The organism is Peribacillus sp. Bi96 (assembly GCF_918698115.1).
Classification (GTDB): Bacteria; Bacillota; Bacilli; order Bacillales; family DSM-1321; genus Peribacillus.
This window is the reverse complement of sequence record NZ_CAKKLV010000007.1, coordinates 127,768-145,146: the sequence shown is the minus strand read 5'-3', so window position 1 is coordinate 145,146 and position 17,379 is coordinate 127,768. Positions and strand designations below refer to the sequence as shown.

The window sequence follows — 17,379 nt, the reverse complement described above, 5'->3', positions numbered from 1 at the left end:
AGAGGAGGAAAGGTCATGTTCCTCAAACGCTTGGACGTTGTAGGATTTAAATCTTTCGCAGAAAAAATTTCGATTGATTTTGTACCTGGTGTCACGGCAGTGGTTGGACCAAACGGAAGCGGTAAAAGTAATGTGACCGATGCAGTCCGATGGGTACTTGGTGAGCAGTCTGCGAAATCGCTGCGAGGATCAAAAATGGAAGATATCATCTTTTCGGGAAGTGACACGAGGAAAGCGTTGAATTTTGCAGAAGTATCATTGACCCTTGACAACGAAACGAATTCCCTGCCGATAGATTTTCATGAAGTTAGTGTGACTAGACGGGTATATCGCTCGGGAGAAAGTGAATTTTTCATTAATAATCAAGGTTGCCGTCTGAAAGACATCATAGACCTGTTCATGGACTCTGGTCTTGGACGTGAAGCGTTTTCCATCATCAGCCAAGGGAAAGTGGAAGAAATCCTAAGCAGTAAGGCAGAAGAAAGACGTGTGATCTTTGAAGAAGCAGCCGGTGTCTTAAAATATAAAACAAGAAAACGAAAAGCGGAATCAAAGCTGACGGAAACACAGGATAACTTAAACCGTGTCCATGATATCCTCCATGAATTGGAGGGACAGGTGGAACCGTTAAAAATTCAGTCTTCCCTCGCCAAGGAATTTTTGGAAAAGAAAGAAGAGCTTGAACAAATAGAAGTTGCTTTGACCGTTTTTGAGATCGAAGAACTTTATGAAAAATGGGAAAATCTGTCCCAGAAACTTGAAAAACATAAAGAAATGGAACAGCAAATGGCAGGAAAGCTTCATGAGAAGGAAGCGCATCTCAAAAAGCTTCGGGATAATCTTGTCACACTTGAGACTTCAATCAATGGACTGCAGGAAATTCTCCTGAATGCCAGTGAAGAACTTGAAAAGCTTGAAGGTCGTAAAGAAGTACTGAAAGAACGGAAAAAAAATGCTGCCCAAAACAAGTCACAGCTTGAAAAAGCGATTGTGGAAGGTGAGGCGGCGGTCGAGCGTTTGTCTCTACAAAAGGAAAAAGAAACTGAAATCCTGAATGCGCTGCACTCGGAAGTAAAAGGGCTGCAGGAAGTATTACATGAAAAACAAAAAAGCCTAGGCCTATTCAATAGCGATATCGAAGCCATGATAGAAGTGAAAAAGAGTGATTATATCGAGTGGTTGAACAAGCAGGCAACGGCAAAGAACGAAAAACAATACCTGCTTCAGCAGCTTACACAGCAGGAGCATAGAAATGCTAAACTCGATATGGAAAATGAAAAGTTCCTAACGGAAAGAATGGATATCACCGCAAAAAAAATGGAATACTCTGCTCAGATGGACAATGTGACCAAGCAGCTGGAAGAGCATGTTTCTTTTTTCAGAAATCAGCAGAACAAACTGAATGCGGCAAAAGATACGTATCAAAAACAAGAAACCACCCTATATAAGGCCTATCAATTCCTTCAACAGGCAAAATCACGTAAAGAACTTCTTGAAGAAATGGAAGAGGATTATGCAGGCTTTTTTCAAGGTGTTAAAGAAGTTTTAAAAGCGAAAGAAACCCTTCGAGGCATTGAGGGGGCAGTTGCAGAATTGATAAAGGTTCCAAAGGAATATGAAACGGCCATCGAAACAGCTCTGGGCGGAGCGATGCAGCATGTGGTTGTGGAACGCGAAGAGCATGCTCGAGAAGCCATTTCCTTCTTGAAGAAAAATAGGTATGGGCGTGCGACGTTCTTGCCTTTATCAGTCATTAAGGCAAGAGAGATTTCAGCGAGCCAATTATCGATGCTCAAAAGCCATTCCGCTTTTGTCGGGACCGGCTCATCCTTGATCCAATATGATGATAAACATGCAGCGATTGCGGAAAACCTGCTCGGAACCGTCATAATTACCACAGATTTAAAGGGTGCAAATGACCTGGCGAAAATGATGCAGCACCGCTTTCGTTTCGTAACACTTGAAGGGGATATCGTCAATCCGGGTGGTTCAATGACTGGAGGAGCGTTAAAGCAAAAAACGACCTCCCTGCTTTCGAGGAAAACGGAATTGGAAGAACTCAATCAAAAACTTAAAGACATGGAAGCGAAAACGAACCAGCTGGAAAAACAGGTCAAACAGCTTAAAGTGGATGTCGGTGTTCAAGAGCAAACGCTTGAACAAACGAGAAAAACAGGGGAGAGCCTTCGATTGCAAGAACAAACCCTGAAGGGTGAACTTCGCGAAGTGGAACTCCAGGAAAGAAATGTGAATGATAGGCTGCATCTTTATGATTTGGATAAAAATTCATATTTAGAAGAACAACAGCAAAAGACGGCAAGACTTAAAGAGTTGGAAGAACTTTTGGAATCATGTAAAACGGAAATTGAGGGGCTTGACCAGTTGATTTCCGACATGACGGAACAAAAGCAATCCCAACAATCCTCAAAAGAGAGCCTTGCTGAAGAAGCGAATGAACTGAGGGTAACGCTGGCCTCAAAACGTGGGCAGCTACAAAACCAAAAAGAAAAGATGGAACGTATAGAAACGGATCTTTCAAAGGAAAAAAGCAGGCTCCGTGAGAATAAAGATGATTTGGGGCTACTGACTAATGAAATGACAGACAGTTCAAGCGGGGAAGAGACGCTTGAAGATATGGCTCAGCAGAAGTTGCTCGATAAGAATGAAGCAATTGAAGGAATTGCCATAAAGAAACAGGAAAAAAACGAGCTTCAAACACAAGTTGAAACACTAGAACTGGCTTTAAAAGAAGAAAATCGGCTATATAAAGGCATTGTTGAAGTGATTAAGGATGAAGAAGTGAAAGTAACTCGATTGGATGTCGAACTGGAAAACCGTCTCGACCACTTGCGAGAAGAATACACGCTATCATTTGAAGGAGCTAAGGAGCAGTATCCAATGATGATGCCTGTAGAAGAAGCACAAAAAAGGGTGAAGCTCATCAAGCTTGCCATCGAGGAATTAGGGACGGTAAATATAGGTGCAATTGATGAATACGCACGTGTATCTGAACGTTATGACTTCCTTCTAAGTCAAAAGGAAGACCTTCAACAGGCGAAAGATACATTATTCCAAGTGATCGATGAAATGGATGATGAAATGAAGCGGCGCTTTGCGGATACCTTCTATTCGATCCGTGAAGAATTCGAACAGGTCTTCAAAGCTTTATTTGGTGGAGGCAGAGCGGAGCTGAAACTGACGAATCCTGATGATTTACTTAATACAGGGGTGGATATCATTGCGCAGCCTCCTGGGAAAAAACTGCAGAATTTAAGTCTCTTATCCGGGGGAGAACGGGCATTGACCGCGATTGCCCTTTTATTCTCCATTTTAAAAGTGCGGCCTGTGCCTTTTTGCATCCTTGATGAAGTAGAGGCTGCACTTGATGAGGCGAATGTCGTCCGGTTCAGCCAATTTTTAAAGAAGTTCAGCAAGGAAACGCAGTTTATCGTGATTACTCACCGTAAAGGTACGATGGAAGAGGCTGATGTCCTATATGGCATTACAATGCAGGAGTCAGGCGTCTCCAAACTTGTTTCCGTCCGAATGGAAGAATCAGAAGACTTTATGGAAGTTTAAATTCATGAATTAGAGGAAGTGGGACAATGAGTTTTTTCAAAAAGCTAAAAGAGAAATTTACGACCCAGGAAGAAAAGGTAAAAGATGTAGAAGTGGAAGTAACCATAGGGGAAAAATTTAAGCAAGGTTTGACAAAGACGAGGAATTCATTTACTGGAAGGGTTAATGAACTTGTTGCCCGTTACCGGAAAGTGGATGAGGACTTCTTTGAAGAACTTGAAGAAATACTGATTCAGGCTGACGTTGGCTTTGATACCGTGATGGAATTGATCGACCAATTAAAAATGGAAGTCAAACTTCGCAATATCTCTGATACGAGAGAAGTGCAATCCGTCATTTCCGAAAAACTTGTCGAAATCTATCAAGGTGATGCTAAAGAGACATCAAGCCTTAACATACAAGAAGATGGTTTAACTGTCATTCTGTTTGTCGGAGTGAATGGGGTAGGTAAAACAACGACAATTGGTAAACTTGCTCATAAATTTAAGGCTGAAGGTAAGTCGGTTGTATTAGCAGCAGGTGATACATTCCGTGCAGGAGCAATTGAACAGCTCGAGGTATGGGGAGAACGTGTTGGTGTTAGTGTAATCAAGCAAGGAGAAGGTTCTGATCCTGCCGCGGTCATGTTTGATGCCATTCAGGCAGCTAAGGCACGTAAAGCGGATATCTTGATTTGTGATACAGCGGGCCGTTTACAAAATAAAGTGAATTTAATGAAGGAACTGGAAAAGGTGAAACGTGTAATTGAACGTGAAATACCTGGTGCACCACATGAAGTGTTGCTTGCTCTTGATGCAACAACCGGACAAAATGCCCTTATTCAAGCCAAGACATTCAAGGAAGCGACCAATGTGTCTGGTATTGTTTTAACAAAACTTGATGGCACGGCAAAAGGTGGAATTGTTTTGGCAATTCGCAATGAGCTGGCCATTCCCGTGAAATTTGTAGGACTTGGTGAAAAAATGGACGATCTTCAGGAATTCGATGCTGAGAAATATGTATACGGCCTCTTTGCTGATATCATTGATAAAGAACAGCTCTAATTGATCATTTTATAAGCCGGAAGAGGTTTTTCTCTTCTGGTTTTTTTGTTTATGATTCACTTCGCCCTTTTCCGAAGAATAAGGGCGCAAAAGACCTAATTAATCATCAGATCAAAGGAATGTGTCATGGAGCGGGAAGAAGAAGCTCAGGCATTCAATGATTTACATTTACATACCATGGCAGACAAAAAACAAAACAAAAGCCAATGGCTCTTTACCTGCCTTCCTGCTTTTATATAGGATTCCACAACCCGGCAATTTGACTGCATGGGATTAAGACACAATTGGCTGGAATCCTTAAAAAAGGAGTCGTACACCAAAACCATCAAGAAACGATATATCTGTGTAAATAGCGGCACACAAGACATGCGGGGTACCGAATTGGGACAGAAGAATGATGTTGAATCGCCATCCGTTAAGATACCGCAACATAGGAGGATGAGCGGTTGAAACGCCTCCTTGAAGCGGGAAATAGAAAAAAATATGTTTTATAAAGATGTGGTAAGGAGTTTAACTTGACATCAAATAAACTAGGCTATACAATATAAACTTGTAAAGGGTTTTCACTTAACAGCAGGGAGGCTTGCTAATATGCTTGAAAAGACAACGCGGATTAACTATTTGTATGACTTTTACCAATCGTTGTTAACAGAGAAGCAGCAGAGCTACATGTCCCTCTACTATCTGGATGATTACTCTCTTGGGGAGATTGCCGATGAATACGAAGTGAGTAGGCAGGCAGTCTATGATAATATAAAAAGAACAGAAGCGATGCTTGAGGAATACGAAGCAAAGCTATTGTTATTTCAAAAATTTCAAGAGCGTAACCAATGGATTGCGAATATGAAGGGACTCATAGAAAAGGATTCCTTTTCGAAAGAGAAGCTGCTTGACGCAATCACGACGCTTGAGAAGTTGGATTAGGAGGCGGCAATATGGCATTTGAAGGATTGGCCGACCGACTGCAGAGCACGATGCAAAAGATCCGTGGAAAAGGGAAGGTCAACGAAGCTGACGTTAAAGAAATGATGCGTGAAGTTCGATTGGCCCTGCTTGAAGCGGACGTTAACTTTAAAGTCGTGAAGGAATTTGTAAAGCGTGTTAGTGAACGTTCGGTAGGTCAGGAAGTGCTGAAAAGCTTAACCCCCGGTCAACAGGTAATTAAAGTAGTTAAGGAAGAATTGACGGAGCTGATGGGCGGCGAACAGAGCAAGATTGCCGTTGCCTCGAAACCACCGACTGTCATTATGATGGTAGGACTTCAAGGGGCAGGTAAAACGACGACCACCGGAAAGCTCGCCAATCTTCTTAGAAAAAAATACAACCGCAAGCCATTGCTCGTTGCGGCTGATATTTACCGTCCGGCGGCGATTAAGCAGCTTGAAACACTTGGCAAACAATTAAGCATGCCTGTTTTTTCCTTGGGTGACCAGGTCAGTCCTGTTGAAATTGCCAAACAGGCGATTGAAAAGGCAAAGGAAGAACATCATGATTATGTGTTGATTGATACCGCAGGACGCCTTCATGTTGATGAAAACTTGATGGGCGAACTCAAGGATATCAAAGAATTGACAAAACCGGATGAAATCTTCCTGGTTGTCGATGCGATGACAGGTCAAGATGCGGTCAATGTAGCCCAAAGCTTTAATGAGCAGCTTGGCCTGACTGGGGTCGTATTAACGAAACTTGATGGGGATACACGTGGTGGTGCGGCACTTTCGATACGCTCAGTCACCAACACGCCGATTAAATTCGTCGGTATGGGAGAAAAATTGGATGCACTTGAAGCCTTCCATCCAGAACGGATGGCGTCAAGGATTCTTGGTATGGGTGATGTATTGACCCTTATCGAAAAAGCACAGGCTAATGTCGATGAAGAAAAAGCGAAAGAATTAGAGAAAAAGATGCGGACAGCGACTTTTACCTTTGATGATTTCCTTGAGCAACTTGGACAGGTGCGAAATATGGGGCCGCTTGATGATATTCTGAAAATGATTCCCGGTGCGAACAAAATGAAAGGGATGGATAACCTTCAAATCGATGAGAAACAGATCGGTCATGTTGAAGCTATCATCCGTTCGATGACAACGCAGGAAAAGGAACATCCAGAAACCATGAATGCATCCCGCAAAAAACGGATCGCCAAAGGAAGCGGCAGATCGATTCAAGAAGTGAACCGTTTACTTAAGCAATTCGAAGAAATGAAAAAGATGATGAAACAGGTTACAAACATGCAAAAAGGGAAGAAAAAGGGATTCAAATTCCCGTTCATGTAAGGTTTATTTCAGGTCGAAATGAGGCGGAAATGCAGGGTGAAACCATGTATTTCAACACTTTTTCCCCCTGTTAAGAAAAAAACCTTTACAAACATACAAGACATTTGATATTATACTATCTTGTGTGAAACTATTCGGAGGTGCTTATTTAAAATGGCAGTAAAAATTCGCTTAAAACGTATGGGAGCTAAAAAATCTCCTTTCTATCGTATTGTAGTTGCAGATTCTCGTTCACCACGTGACGGACGTTACATTGAAGTGGTAGGAACTTATAACCCGGTGACTCAACCAGCTAAAGTTGAAATCAACGAAGAGCTTGCTCTTAAATGGTTACAAGATGGAGCTAAACCATCTGATACAGTTCGTAACTTATTCTCAACACAAGGCATCATGGAAAAATTCCATGTTGCAAAAAACAGCAAGTAATCGACGGTAGTTGATGAAAGCACTAATTGAAACGATTGTTTCAGCACTTGTGGATTATCCGGAAGAGGTCATCGTGACCTCTAAGGAAGAGTCCGACCGAGTTGTTTATATCCTCTCCGTTCATAAAGAGGACATGGGCAAGGTCATCGGTAAGCAAGGGCGTGTTGCTAAGGCGATTCGGACTGTGGTATATGCAGCAGGATCTTCACAGCAGAAGAAAATCTATTTGGAGATTTCCGAATAAGGAGGGCTAATACCCCTCCTTTTTTTTGCACTTCAAGAAAGTGAAATTCTTCCTCTGATCCTAATCGAATATGACCTGGAGTTTAAACTTTACGCCTTTTTAAGACGCATCTTTTACCGATTTACGTTATACTTAAGAGAATGACCCTCATTTTTCAAAAAGATTACCCTATCATACATATTTTTTGAAGGAAATAAGAAATCATAGATAATAGGAGGTGCTGGAATGAAAATTCTCCAAAATGTAATCGTTAACCAAGTATTAACGGAATCCAGCAAGAATCAGCTCCTCGAGAAGTACAAGTCAAAACGCCTTCAGCTTCAAAAAGAGAGTGAACAGCTCCGTTTTGAACTGAAAAAACTTGAAAAAACAAGAAATCTCCAGCCTGCCAGTCTCCGTGCTCATTTCGAAAAAGAAATAAACCAGAGGCAAGAAAAGATTAAACTGCTTGAATTTCAAATGGAGCAGTTGGAGATCCTTCCCACCGGAAGTGAATTGAAGGAACGGGAAGTTCAAAGTATCATTGATGTGGAAATCGGGGCAGATTGGGACGAAATTATGGCAACGAAAACAATTGTCATTAAAGATGGAATCGTCTCGGAAATTCGTTAGAGGTGAAAGAATGGAAAAATGGTTTAATGTAGGTAAAATTGTCAACACCCATGGTCTTTTAGGAGAAGTCCGTGTTATTTCTTCAACAGACTTTCCGGAAAAACGGTACAAAGTGGGAAATACCCTTTATTTGTTTAGGGATACGGAGAAAATGCCTTTGCCGCTTATCATCAGGTCGCATCGTACCCATAAAAACTTTAATCTATTGACGTTCGAGAACTATTATAATGTCGGGCAGGTCGAAGCTTTTAGAAATGGGGTCCTGAAAATCAAAGGAGCACAGCTTGGTAAATTGGATGAAGGTGAGTTCTACTTCCATGAAATCATCGGCTGTTCGGTATTTACGGATGAAGGTATGGAAGTTGGGGAAATCATTGAGGTTCTGACACCGGGTGCAAATGATGTTTGGGTCATTAAGAAAGCTGGCAGTAAGGATATTTTGATTCCGTATATTGATCAAATTGTAAAAGAAGTCGATATTTCCGCTAAAAAGGTCATCATAACACCTATGGAGGGACTTTTAGATTGATGAAAATCGATGTACTTTCGCTTTTTCCAGAAATGTTCGATGGGGTTTTTGGCTCGTCAATCTTAAAAAAGGCTGCAGAAAAGCAGGCTGTCAGCTATAAGGTGACCAATTTTCGAGATTATGCAGATAATAAGCATTCGACGGTGGACGATTATCCATATGGCGGCGGTGCCGGAATGGTGTTGAAAGCTCAACCGATTTTTGATGCTGTAGAAGCTCTTAAAGGGCAAGCAGAGCAAACCCCAAGGGTAGTCCTTCTTTGTCCTCAGGGAGAGCGTTATACGCAGAAAAAAGCAGAAGAGTTTGCAAAGGAAGAGCATCTTGTTTTCATTTGCGGACATTATGAAGGGTATGATGAACGCATCCGGCAGCATGTCGTAACGGATGAAATTTCGATTGGTGACTTTGTGCTTACAGGCGGGGAATTGGGAGCAATGGTCATTATTGACAGTGTTGTCCGCTTGCTTCCTGGCGTTCTAGGAAATGTTGACTCCCCGATTCTTGATTCCTATTCTTCTGGTTTGTTAGAACATCCCCATTATACTAGACCTGCAGATTTCCGGGGAATGAAAGTTCCCGATCCGCTGATATCCGGGAATCATAAAAAAATCGATGAATGGCGGATGAAGGAATCCCTGCGCAGAACGTTGATGCGACGTCCTGATTTGCTTGAGAGTTATGAACTATCGGATATTGAAAAAAAATTATTGTCCGAGATTAAAAAAGAAGACTGATGTCTATTGCATCGGCGTTTATAGTATGATAGGATATACCTTGTGACTTGGGCAAAATGCTCAGTCTTATAACGATGTTCCGCTGCAAACAATTAGTATTTGCAAGAGCGTCCAGGAGGAGTTGAAATCGATGCAAAATCTTATTAACGAAATCACAAAAGAACAACTTCGCTCAGATCTTCCATCATTCAGACCTGGTGACACAGTACGTGTACACGTAAAGGTTATTGAAGGAACTCGCGAACGTATCCAGTTGTTTGAAGGCGTTGTAATCAAACGTCGTGGCGGCGGAGTTAGTGAAACTTTCACAGTACGTAAGATCTCTTACGGCGTTGGAGTAGAACGTGCTTTCCCTGTTCACACACCAAAAATTGCGAAACTAGAAGTTATCCGTCACGGTAAAGTACGTCGTGCGAAACTTTATTACCTACGCGAACTTCGTGGTAAAAAAGCTCGTATTAAAGAAATTCGTCGTTAATTCTTCGAATATCTACATGCGGATTTACCATGATCCACATAAGGTGAATAACCAAACAGTATCATGCAAAAAAGGGAGCTTGTTTATCAGGCTCCCTTTTTGCACTTGAATAAACCATGAATGCACCCATAGGGTGAAAACCATATAGAATCCTGCTCGCTATAGCGCCCGCAACATGTTAAAATAATTGTTGATATGCTTCTAAAAGGGTGGGTAAGGATGGCGAAAAAGAAAAATGAATTGTGGGAATGGACAAAGGCGGTCATAATCGCGGTTATAGCTGCGACATTGATTCGTTATTTCCTCCTGGCTCCTATTGTTGTGGACGGTAATTCCATGATGCCGACATTAAAGGATACGGACCGCATGATCGTTAATAAAATCTCCTATTCCATTGGTGAACCGAAAAGATTCGACATTATCGTTTTTGAAGCTCCTGAAGGCAAGGATTACATAAAGCGGGTCATCGGATTGCCAGGTGAGAAAGTGGAATATAAAGATGATACTCTTTACGTGAATGGGAAAGCATATGCTGAGCCATACTTGGATAAATATAAAAAGCAATTGATTGATGGCGGTGCATTGACGGAGCCTTTTACATTAAGTGATGTCATTGAACAAGAAACGGTACCCGAAGGCCACCTATTTGTCTTAGGGGATAATCGCCGTTTTAGTAAGGACAGCCGCCATATTGGCGTTGGTGTCGTTCCTTACGATAAAGTGTTAGGAAAAACTAAATTAGTTTATTGGCCAATTGAAGACTTTCGATTGGCGGAATAGTAGGAAGGTGGATTCCATTGACAATACAGTGGTTCCCTGGCCATATGGCCAAAGCGAGACGGGAAGTAACAGAGAAATTAAAACTGATCGACATCATCTTTGAACTTGTGGATGCCAGGCTTCCGGCATCTTCACGAAATCCGATGATCGATGAAATCATACAGCATAAACCGAGGGTCATCCTTTTGAATAAAGCAGATATGTCTGATCCGGTAAAAACGAATATGTGGCTTGAGTATTATAAATCACAGGGGAAAACGGCAATTGCGATTAACTCTCAGGCAGGGAACGGTTTAAATCAGATCACAGCGGCTTCAAAAAAACTTTTAAAAGAGAAGTATGACCGGATGGAATCAAGAGGAATCAAGCCGCGAGCGATCCGTGCCATGATAGTCGGTATTCCCAACGTAGGGAAATCAACATTGATCAATCGGCTTGCTAAAAAGAACATTGCTAAAACAGGCAATACCCCTGGTGTCACGAAAGCGCAGCAATGGATAAAAGTTGGTAAGGAATTGGAGCTGCTTGACACGCCGGGAATTCTCTGGCCTAAATTCGAAGATCAGGAAGTAGGCTTGAAGCTTGCATTGACGGGAGCGATCAAGGATACGATTTTAAATTTGCACGAAGTATCCTTATATGGACTTCGCTTCTTGGAAAAAGAATATCCGGATAGATTGAAATCGCGTTATAACCTGGATACAATTCCTCAAGAAACGCTCGAACTTTTCGATAGGGTCGGTAAGTTCAGGGGCTGTTTAGCATCTGGAGGGTTCATTGATTACGATAAAACCGCAGAGTTGGTCGTACGTGAAATCCGTTCAGAAAAGATGGGTCCGCTAACGTTTGAGATACCTAAGGACTATGAAGAGGATCATTTACCCGAATAACTTTATGTAAGAGCACACTGACCTGATTATTTGAAGACAATCAGTGAGTGGATTGATACGGAGCTGGAGTTGGATATCAAAAATGTTTTTCCTTTTTGATGTCTCTTTTCCGCTCCGTATTTTTGTTTGAACTGTAGAAAAGAAGCAAGACTGCCGATAATTAATATGATGGGTGATAAATGATGAAAACTGCAATGAGCATAAAAGAAATCTCTTCAAAGTTAATGACAATAAAAGAGCCTGATGATTTATTTTTACTAGAATGCCGGGAGGACGGGCGGAAGGGCGTAGCCGATTTAGTAAGAAAATGGCAAAGAGCCTATGATAAAGAGCAACAAGTAAAGAATACTTTCATGGAGATGACGGAGTTTGAACGGCAACTGCGAAAACAGGGGTATTCCATTCTTGCTGGTATCGATGAAGTAGGGAGAGGACCGCTGGCAGGACCAGTTGTGACGAGTGCAGTCATCTTGCCGGAAACTTTCTATTTGCCAGGACTGAATGATTCTAAAAAGATTCCAGAGTTAAAAAGGGAACAGTTTTATGAGAGGATCTGTAAGGAAGCCATATCCATCGGGGTGGGTATTGTACATAGCGAAGTAATCGATGACATTAATATATATCAGGCTACGAAAAAGGCAATGATAGCGGCTGTGAACGATCTGTCAGAACTTCCGGATCATTTGCTGATTGATGCGATGGAACTTGATGTGCCCATGCCGCAGCTTTCGCTCATAAAGGGGGACGCAAGAAGCATTTCCATTTCTGCGGCCTCCATTATAGCGAAAGTGACTCGTGACAGGATGATGAAGGATTATGGGGTGAAATATCCGGAATACGGGTTCGAAAAGCACATGGGATACGGGACAAGCCAACATATAGAAGCACTTGACAAGCATGGTCTTACACCTTGGCATAGAAGAAGTTTTGCACCAGTTAAGGAAATCGCTGCACGAACGAAAGAATAAGGGAGGATGAGTGATGCTAACCATAACGAGCGGTCACCCCGTACTTTCACCCATTGAAATGCATGGAACTGTGAGTTTGAAAAGCGGACAAATCCTTTTTGGGAAGGTGAATAAGGTTTTTCCTAACCAGGCGGCAGAAGTTCAGATTGGCCAACAAAAAATGATTGCCACTCTCGATATCCCGCTTCGGGCAGGTGAAAGGTATTGGTTTCAAGTCCAGCACCCAAATGAGGGGAAGGTCGTGTTAAAAACGTTCGAGTCTCCGAATGTGAACTATACCAGTGTGAAGGGAATGGCTGCACAATTGATCGCTCATCTCGGCATGACGCCCGAACCGGCAGCAGCTAAGCTTGCCGAATACCTCCTTAAGAATCGTCTCCCGATTACAAAGGAAACTTTTCAGTCGGCTTTGCAATGGCTAAAAGCTGTTGATACGGCAGAATCTGGGCTGCCTATCATAAAAACAATGTTCGTTCAGCAATTGCCTTTTGTAAAAAATGTATTTGAAGCATTATTTGAACAGACCAAAGGCGAACCATTCCATAAATTGCTCAGTGACCTCCATCAACAGTTGCAGGATGGGAGTACGAAAACGAATACGGCCGACAAGCTTATAAGCGTATTGGACTCATTACATGTTGCTAAACAGAACCAACTTCAACAAAACGGTTTGCAAAAACTTGTGACCGCTTGGCTGGACTCCGATTCAACACCCGAAATGAAATCAGGGGCATTTTCTCTGCTTCAACAGACGGGTTTCATACCGAAGGGAACGACTGAAGCTGTCTTTTTTGAGAATTTAATTGATGGAGCGGAGGCAAGGTCCGGATTTCCTGAGGATTCAGTGATCGATAAATTACACCAAGGTTTGCATTTACTTTCAGAAGGAAAAAATGGAGCATGGGGAAAAGTTGAAAAGGTCGAAATGAATGTAAATCGCTTATTGAATGGTCTTGAACATGAAGGGGCAAAAATGCCAACCGATATCAAACCGAATCAGCTAAAAAACATATCTGCTGAAAAAATATCACCTCTTGCCGTTCGTTTAATAGAGAGTACGTTTACCGAAGCAAGTGCCAGAAGCAAAGGACTGGAAAGCAATAAGGAAGTGAATGAGATTCTAGGGTATTTGAATACGGATACAGAGCAGGTTGCTGAGGCGAAGGGTAAGGTGGCTGAACTGCTCATTCAATCGCTTAAACGGCATCCAGAGGCCTTGTCCGTTAAGAATAATGAGAAACTGGTCCTTGCATATGTATTGGAAACTGAGTTTCAAACGATCGATTTCACAAATGGGGCATCAGCTGCACATCAACTTAAAGAGTGGACCAAGATACTTGGCCTGCAGCTGGAACATGCAATCCTTAATCAGTCTGGAGTTGATTCGACGGATATCTCGAAAGATTTGGAAACACTTAAACCTCTGCTTCTTAAACTGCTGAATGAGCAAACTCCTGCATCGGTAAAGGAGATAGCAGAACACATTCTAAATCGGATTACAGCTCAACAGATCCTTTCACAGGAAAATGGGCCGGTTCAGAATTTGCTCCTAACACTACCTCTCAATCTGGGGACTTCCCAAACGGATCTTACTTTACAATGGAGCGGAAGAAAAACAAAAGAAGGTAAAATAGACCCGGATTACTGTCGGGTCCTGTTCTATTTAGAATTGGAACGAATAAAAGAGACGGTCATCGATATGCAAGTTCAAAATCGAATCATAAAAGTGACGGTCATTAATGAGCATGGTGCAGCGATTAAAGAGATGGCTGATCATTATCTTGACCTGTTGGGAGAGAATCTGGAAAAAATGGATTACAGATTGTCCGGGGTTTCATTTGTTAATCCGAAGAATGAAAAAGATGGGAACAAAGTGTTGAAATCCATTCCATTTTCAGAAACGGGTTCATATAGTGGAGTGGATATTCGAATATGAAAAATGACAAACGAAAAGAAGCGATTGCCTTAAAGTATGATCAAAAGACATCCAATGCTCCCGTAATCTTGGCCAAGGGGAAAGGAAAAACGTCTGAAAATATTCTGGAAAAGGCCATGAAACTGGATATACCGGTCCAAAAGGACGAATCGCTTGCTGCACTGCTAGGTCAATTGGATATTAATCAAACGATTCCGGAAGAATTGTATGGAGCTGTAGCGGAGGTTTTTGCATTCATTTATAAGGTTGACAAGGATATGAAATGGTAGGATCCTAATTTATCCAAGTGATTTCACTAAATGAATTCATGTTGGTTTATGTAGAATAATAGGGAAATCTCCAACGGTTTTTCATTATATTAAAAAAATACTAAATTATTTGCAAAAGGACAAGGCCATGGCTTTGTCCTTTTGCCTTTCCTTTGAATCAAGACAAGGATAACTGTAATTTTTCATAAAGAATCTCAGAGTTAATGCGATGAAAAGGCTTTCATAGAAGTGGTTTGCTAGACTAAATTACTTTTTTTGTAATAGAATTTCAGAGCCAAAATAAATGATTTTAATAAGAAAAAAACCCAACGGTAAGGAAGGTTTTTTCCATTTTACATCAGGGTATGGAAGTATATTATAATAATATTTTTAAAATTATGATAAAGAAAATTATGCACGAAGGAGAATTTTGTTGTAATATGGTAGAGAAAACACGTATTAAATCTCAAAGTTGTTTTTTAGTAGATAAGGAGGATGGGAAATGAATATCCATGAGTATCAGGGGAAAGAGATATTGCGACAATACGGGGTATCCGTTCCAAATGGCCGGGTTGCCTTTACTGTTGATGAAGCAGTGGAAGCAGCGAAGGAGTTAGGTACGGAAGTTGTTGTCGTCAAAGCTCAAATTCATGCGGGCGGCCGCGGGAAAGCCGGCGGAGTTAAGGTAGCGAAAAATCTTGATGAAGCGCGTACATATGCAGAAGAGATTCTCGGTAAAACGCTGGTTACCCATCAAACAGGACCTGCAGGCAAGGAAGTTAAGCGTTTACTTATTGAAGAAGGCTGCGACATTACGAAAGAATATTATATCGGGCTGGTCCTGGACCGTGCTACAAACAGTGTCGTATTGATGGCTTCTGAAGAAGGCGGAACGGAAATTGAAGAAGTGGCTGAAAAGACACCAGAGAAAATTTTCAAAGAAGTAATCGATCCGGTTGTCGGCCTGACTGGCTTCCAAGCAAGAAGGATTGCTTTCAATATCAATATTCCTGCTTCACTTATCAATAAAGCTTCCAAGCTTATGGTTAACTTATATACGGCTTTCGTTGAGAAAGATTGCTCAATTGCTGAAATCAACCCATTAGTGGTAACGGGCGATGGCAATGTAATGGCACTTGATGCTAAATTGAATTTCGATGATAATGCCATTTACCGCCATAAAGACATCGCGGAGTACCGTGATTTAGATGAAGAGGATGCCAAAGAGATTGAAGCATCGAAACATGGCCTTAGTTACATATCGCTAGACGGAAATATCGGATGCATGGTTAATGGTGCAGGACTTGCTATGGCAACGATGGACATCATTAAGCATTATATGGGAGACCCGGCTAACTTCCTTGACGTTGGGGGCGGCGCAACAGAAGAAAAAGTAAAAGAAGCTTTCAAAATCATTTTATCCGATCAAAATGTTAAAGGCATTTTCGTTAACATCTTCGGAGGAATCATGAAATGTGACATCATCGCGACAGGCGTCGTAGCTGCTGCTAAAGAGCTTGGCCTGGATGTCCCTCTTGTTGTTCGTCTTGAAGGAACGAATGTGGACCTTGGTAAAAAGATTCTAAAAGAGTCAGGTTTAAATATTACGGCTGCTGAATCAATGGCAGATGGCGCACAAAAAATAGTATCACTTGTAGGATAATAGGCAGGGGGGAACATAATGAGCGTTTATATTAATAAAGATACGAAAGTGATCGTTCAGGGAATCACTGGCTCAACAGCATTATTTCATACAAAACAAATGTTGGAATATGGCACGAAGATCGTTGGCGGAGTTACTCCGGGTAAAGGTGGAACAGAAGTGGAAGGGGTACCTGTATACAATACAGTTTCCGAAGCCGTCACTGAAACCGGGGCGAATGCATCGGTTATCTACGTACCGGCTCCATTTGCTGCAGATGCGATTTTGGAAGCAGTTGACGCAGAACTTGATCTTGTAATTTGTATCACGGAACATATTCCTGTCCTTGATATGGTCAAGGTGAAGCGATACATGGAAGGTAAAAAAACTCGCTTGATCGGACCGAACTGCCCTGGTGTCATTAGCCCGGAAGAATGTAAAATTGGTATCATGCCAGGATATATCCATAAAAAAGGCCATGTAGGTGTAGTTTCTCGTTCTGGAACCTTAACGTACGAAGCCGTTCATCAATTATCGCAAGCGGGCATCGGGCAATCTACCGCAGTCGGAATCGGTGGGGATCCCGTTAACGGAACGGACTTCATTGATGTACTGAAAGCGTTCAATGAAGATCCGGAAACACATGCTGTGATCATGATCGGGGAAATAGGCGGCACTGCAGAAGAAGAAGCAGCAATCTGGGTGAAAGAAAATATGACGAAGCCAGTTGTTGGTTTCATTGGCGGCCGTACAGCTCCAGCTGGTAAACGTATGGGACATGCTGGTGCAATCATCTCAGGAGGAAAAGGTACGGCTGACGAGAAAATCCGCGTTATGAACGAGTGTGGAATTAAAGTTGCCGAGACCCCATCCGTAATGGGTGAAACATTGATCTCCGTCCTGAAAGAAAAAGAAATTTACGAACCTTGTAAAACTCATTGATTCATAGTTCGGCCGACCTATTTTTAGGTCGGCCTTTATTTCACTCCAATCT

Annotated in this window: 17 protein-coding genes; all 17 read left to right on the top strand. The window is 42.0% G+C overall.

Annotation, left to right across the window (positions count from 1 at the left end; translation table 11 throughout):
- The first annotated feature begins 15 nt into the window (after nt 1-15).
- Complete coding sequence (smc, locus tag LQ203_RS11385) at nt 16-3,579, top strand: chromosome segregation protein SMC (protein WP_230158138.1); 3,564 nt, start codon at nt 16-18, stop codon at nt 3,577-3,579.
- 26 nt (nt 3,580-3,605) lie between these two features.
- Nucleotides 3,606-4,622 (top strand): signal recognition particle-docking protein FtsY, encoded by a 1,017-nt coding sequence (gene ftsY, locus LQ203_RS11380; protein WP_230158136.1) that lies wholly within the window; start codon nt 3,606-3,608, stop codon nt 4,620-4,622.
- Nucleotides 4,623-5,213: 591 nt separating this feature from the next.
- Nucleotides 5,214-5,546 carry a putative DNA-binding protein gene (locus LQ203_RS11375; RefSeq protein ID WP_061462382.1) on the top strand — a complete coding sequence of 111 codons (333 nt, stop codon included), beginning with the start codon at nt 5,214-5,216 and terminating at the stop codon, nt 5,544-5,546.
- Between the two features lie 11 nt (nt 5,547-5,557).
- Complete coding sequence (gene ffh / locus LQ203_RS11370; protein ID WP_230158133.1) at nt 5,558-6,898, top strand: signal recognition particle protein; 1,341 nt, start codon at nt 5,558-5,560, stop codon at nt 6,896-6,898.
- 153 nt (nt 6,899-7,051) lie between these two features.
- Nucleotides 7,052-7,324, top strand: coding sequence for a 30S ribosomal protein S16 (gene rpsP / locus LQ203_RS11365; RefSeq protein ID WP_034313715.1), 273 nt, complete (start codon nt 7,052-7,054; stop codon nt 7,322-7,324).
- Nucleotides 7,325-7,337: 13 nt separating this feature from the next.
- A complete protein-coding gene (locus LQ203_RS11360; protein ID WP_230158131.1) occupies nt 7,338-7,568 on the top strand; it encodes a KH domain-containing protein in 231 nt (76 codons plus the stop codon).
- Between the two features lie 225 nt (nt 7,569-7,793).
- Nucleotides 7,794-8,180: a YlqD family protein gene (locus LQ203_RS11355; RefSeq protein ID WP_230158129.1), complete on the top strand. Its 387-nt coding sequence runs from the start codon at nt 7,794-7,796 to the stop codon at nt 8,178-8,180.
- A gap of 10 nt (nt 8,181-8,190) precedes the next feature.
- Nucleotides 8,191-8,709, top strand: coding sequence for a ribosome maturation factor RimM (gene rimM / locus LQ203_RS11350; RefSeq protein WP_230158127.1), 519 nt, complete (start codon nt 8,191-8,193; stop codon nt 8,707-8,709).
- A complete protein-coding gene (gene trmD / locus LQ203_RS11345; protein ID WP_230158274.1) occupies nt 8,709-9,443 on the top strand; it encodes a tRNA (guanosine(37)-N1)-methyltransferase TrmD in 735 nt (244 codons plus the stop codon). The genes rimM and trmD overlap by 1 nt, the downstream gene beginning before the upstream one ends.
- Before the next feature lie 130 nt (nt 9,444-9,573).
- Entirely contained in the window at nt 9,574-9,921 is a 348-nt protein-coding gene (gene rplS / locus LQ203_RS11340; protein ID WP_034313702.1) for a 50S ribosomal protein L19, read from the top strand.
- 219 nt (nt 9,922-10,140) lie between these two features.
- Nucleotides 10,141-10,701, top strand: coding sequence for a signal peptidase I (gene lepB / locus LQ203_RS11335; protein WP_230158125.1), 561 nt, complete (start codon nt 10,141-10,143; stop codon nt 10,699-10,701).
- A 17-nt stretch (nt 10,702-10,718) separates the two neighbouring features.
- Complete coding sequence (ylqF, locus tag LQ203_RS11330) at nt 10,719-11,591, top strand: ribosome biogenesis GTPase YlqF (protein WP_230158123.1); 873 nt, start codon at nt 10,719-10,721, stop codon at nt 11,589-11,591.
- Nucleotides 11,592-11,773: 182 nt separating this feature from the next.
- Nucleotides 11,774-12,559 carry a ribonuclease HII gene (locus LQ203_RS11325; protein ID WP_290370575.1) on the top strand — a complete coding sequence of 262 codons (786 nt, stop codon included), beginning with the start codon at nt 11,774-11,776 and terminating at the stop codon, nt 12,557-12,559.
- 13 nt (nt 12,560-12,572) lie between these two features.
- Entirely contained in the window at nt 12,573-14,495 is a 1,923-nt protein-coding gene (locus LQ203_RS11320; RefSeq protein WP_230158119.1) for a hypothetical protein, read from the top strand.
- Nucleotides 14,492-14,764 carry an EscU/YscU/HrcU family type III secretion system export apparatus switch protein gene (locus tag LQ203_RS11315; protein ID WP_230158117.1) on the top strand — a complete coding sequence of 91 codons (273 nt, stop codon included), beginning with the start codon at nt 14,492-14,494 and terminating at the stop codon, nt 14,762-14,764. Before LQ203_RS11320 ends, LQ203_RS11315 begins: the two co-directional genes overlap by 4 nt.
- A 481-nt stretch (nt 14,765-15,245) precedes the next feature.
- A complete protein-coding gene (sucC, locus tag LQ203_RS11310; RefSeq protein ID WP_061462395.1) occupies nt 15,246-16,406 on the top strand; it encodes an ADP-forming succinate--CoA ligase subunit beta in 1,161 nt (386 codons plus the stop codon).
- Between the two features lie 18 nt (nt 16,407-16,424).
- A complete protein-coding gene (gene sucD / locus LQ203_RS11305) occupies nt 16,425-17,327 on the top strand; it encodes a succinate--CoA ligase subunit alpha (RefSeq protein ID WP_230158115.1) in 903 nt (300 codons plus the stop codon).
- The last annotated feature ends 52 nt before the right edge of the window (nt 17,328-17,379 follow it).

Coding starts and splice junctions, on each gene's coding strand:
- rpsP (WP_034313715.1), top strand. CDS start 7,052: ATGGCAGTAAAAATTCGCTTAAAACGTATGGGAGCTAAAAAATCTCCT.
- ffh (WP_230158133.1), top strand. CDS start 5,558: ATGGCATTTGAAGGATTGGCCGACCGACTGCAGAGCACGATGCAAAAG.
- LQ203_RS11315 (WP_230158117.1), top strand. CDS start 14,492: ATGAAAAATGACAAACGAAAAGAAGCGATTGCCTTAAAGTATGATCAA.
- LQ203_RS11325 (WP_290370575.1), top strand. CDS start 11,774: ATGAAAACTGCAATGAGCATAAAAGAAATCTCTTCAAAGTTAATGACA.
- smc (WP_230158138.1), top strand. CDS start 16: ATGTTCCTCAAACGCTTGGACGTTGTAGGATTTAAATCTTTCGCAGAA.
- LQ203_RS11320 (WP_230158119.1), top strand. CDS start 12,573: ATGCTAACCATAACGAGCGGTCACCCCGTACTTTCACCCATTGAAATG.
- sucC (WP_061462395.1), top strand. CDS start 15,246: ATGAATATCCATGAGTATCAGGGGAAAGAGATATTGCGACAATACGGG.
- sucD (WP_230158115.1), top strand. CDS start 16,425: ATGAGCGTTTATATTAATAAAGATACGAAAGTGATCGTTCAGGGAATC.
- LQ203_RS11375 (WP_061462382.1), top strand. CDS start 5,214: ATGCTTGAAAAGACAACGCGGATTAACTATTTGTATGACTTTTACCAA.
- ftsY (WP_230158136.1), top strand. CDS start 3,606: ATGAGTTTTTTCAAAAAGCTAAAAGAGAAATTTACGACCCAGGAAGAA.
- rplS (WP_034313702.1), top strand. CDS start 9,574: ATGCAAAATCTTATTAACGAAATCACAAAAGAACAACTTCGCTCAGAT.
- LQ203_RS11355 (WP_230158129.1), top strand. CDS start 7,794: ATGAAAATTCTCCAAAATGTAATCGTTAACCAAGTATTAACGGAATCC.
- rimM (WP_230158127.1), top strand. CDS start 8,191: ATGGAAAAATGGTTTAATGTAGGTAAAATTGTCAACACCCATGGTCTT.
- trmD (WP_230158274.1), top strand. CDS start 8,709: ATGAAAATCGATGTACTTTCGCTTTTTCCAGAAATGTTCGATGGGGTT.
- LQ203_RS11360 (WP_230158131.1), top strand. CDS start 7,338: ATGAAAGCACTAATTGAAACGATTGTTTCAGCACTTGTGGATTATCCG.
- lepB (WP_230158125.1), top strand. CDS start 10,141: ATGGCGAAAAAGAAAAATGAATTGTGGGAATGGACAAAGGCGGTCATA.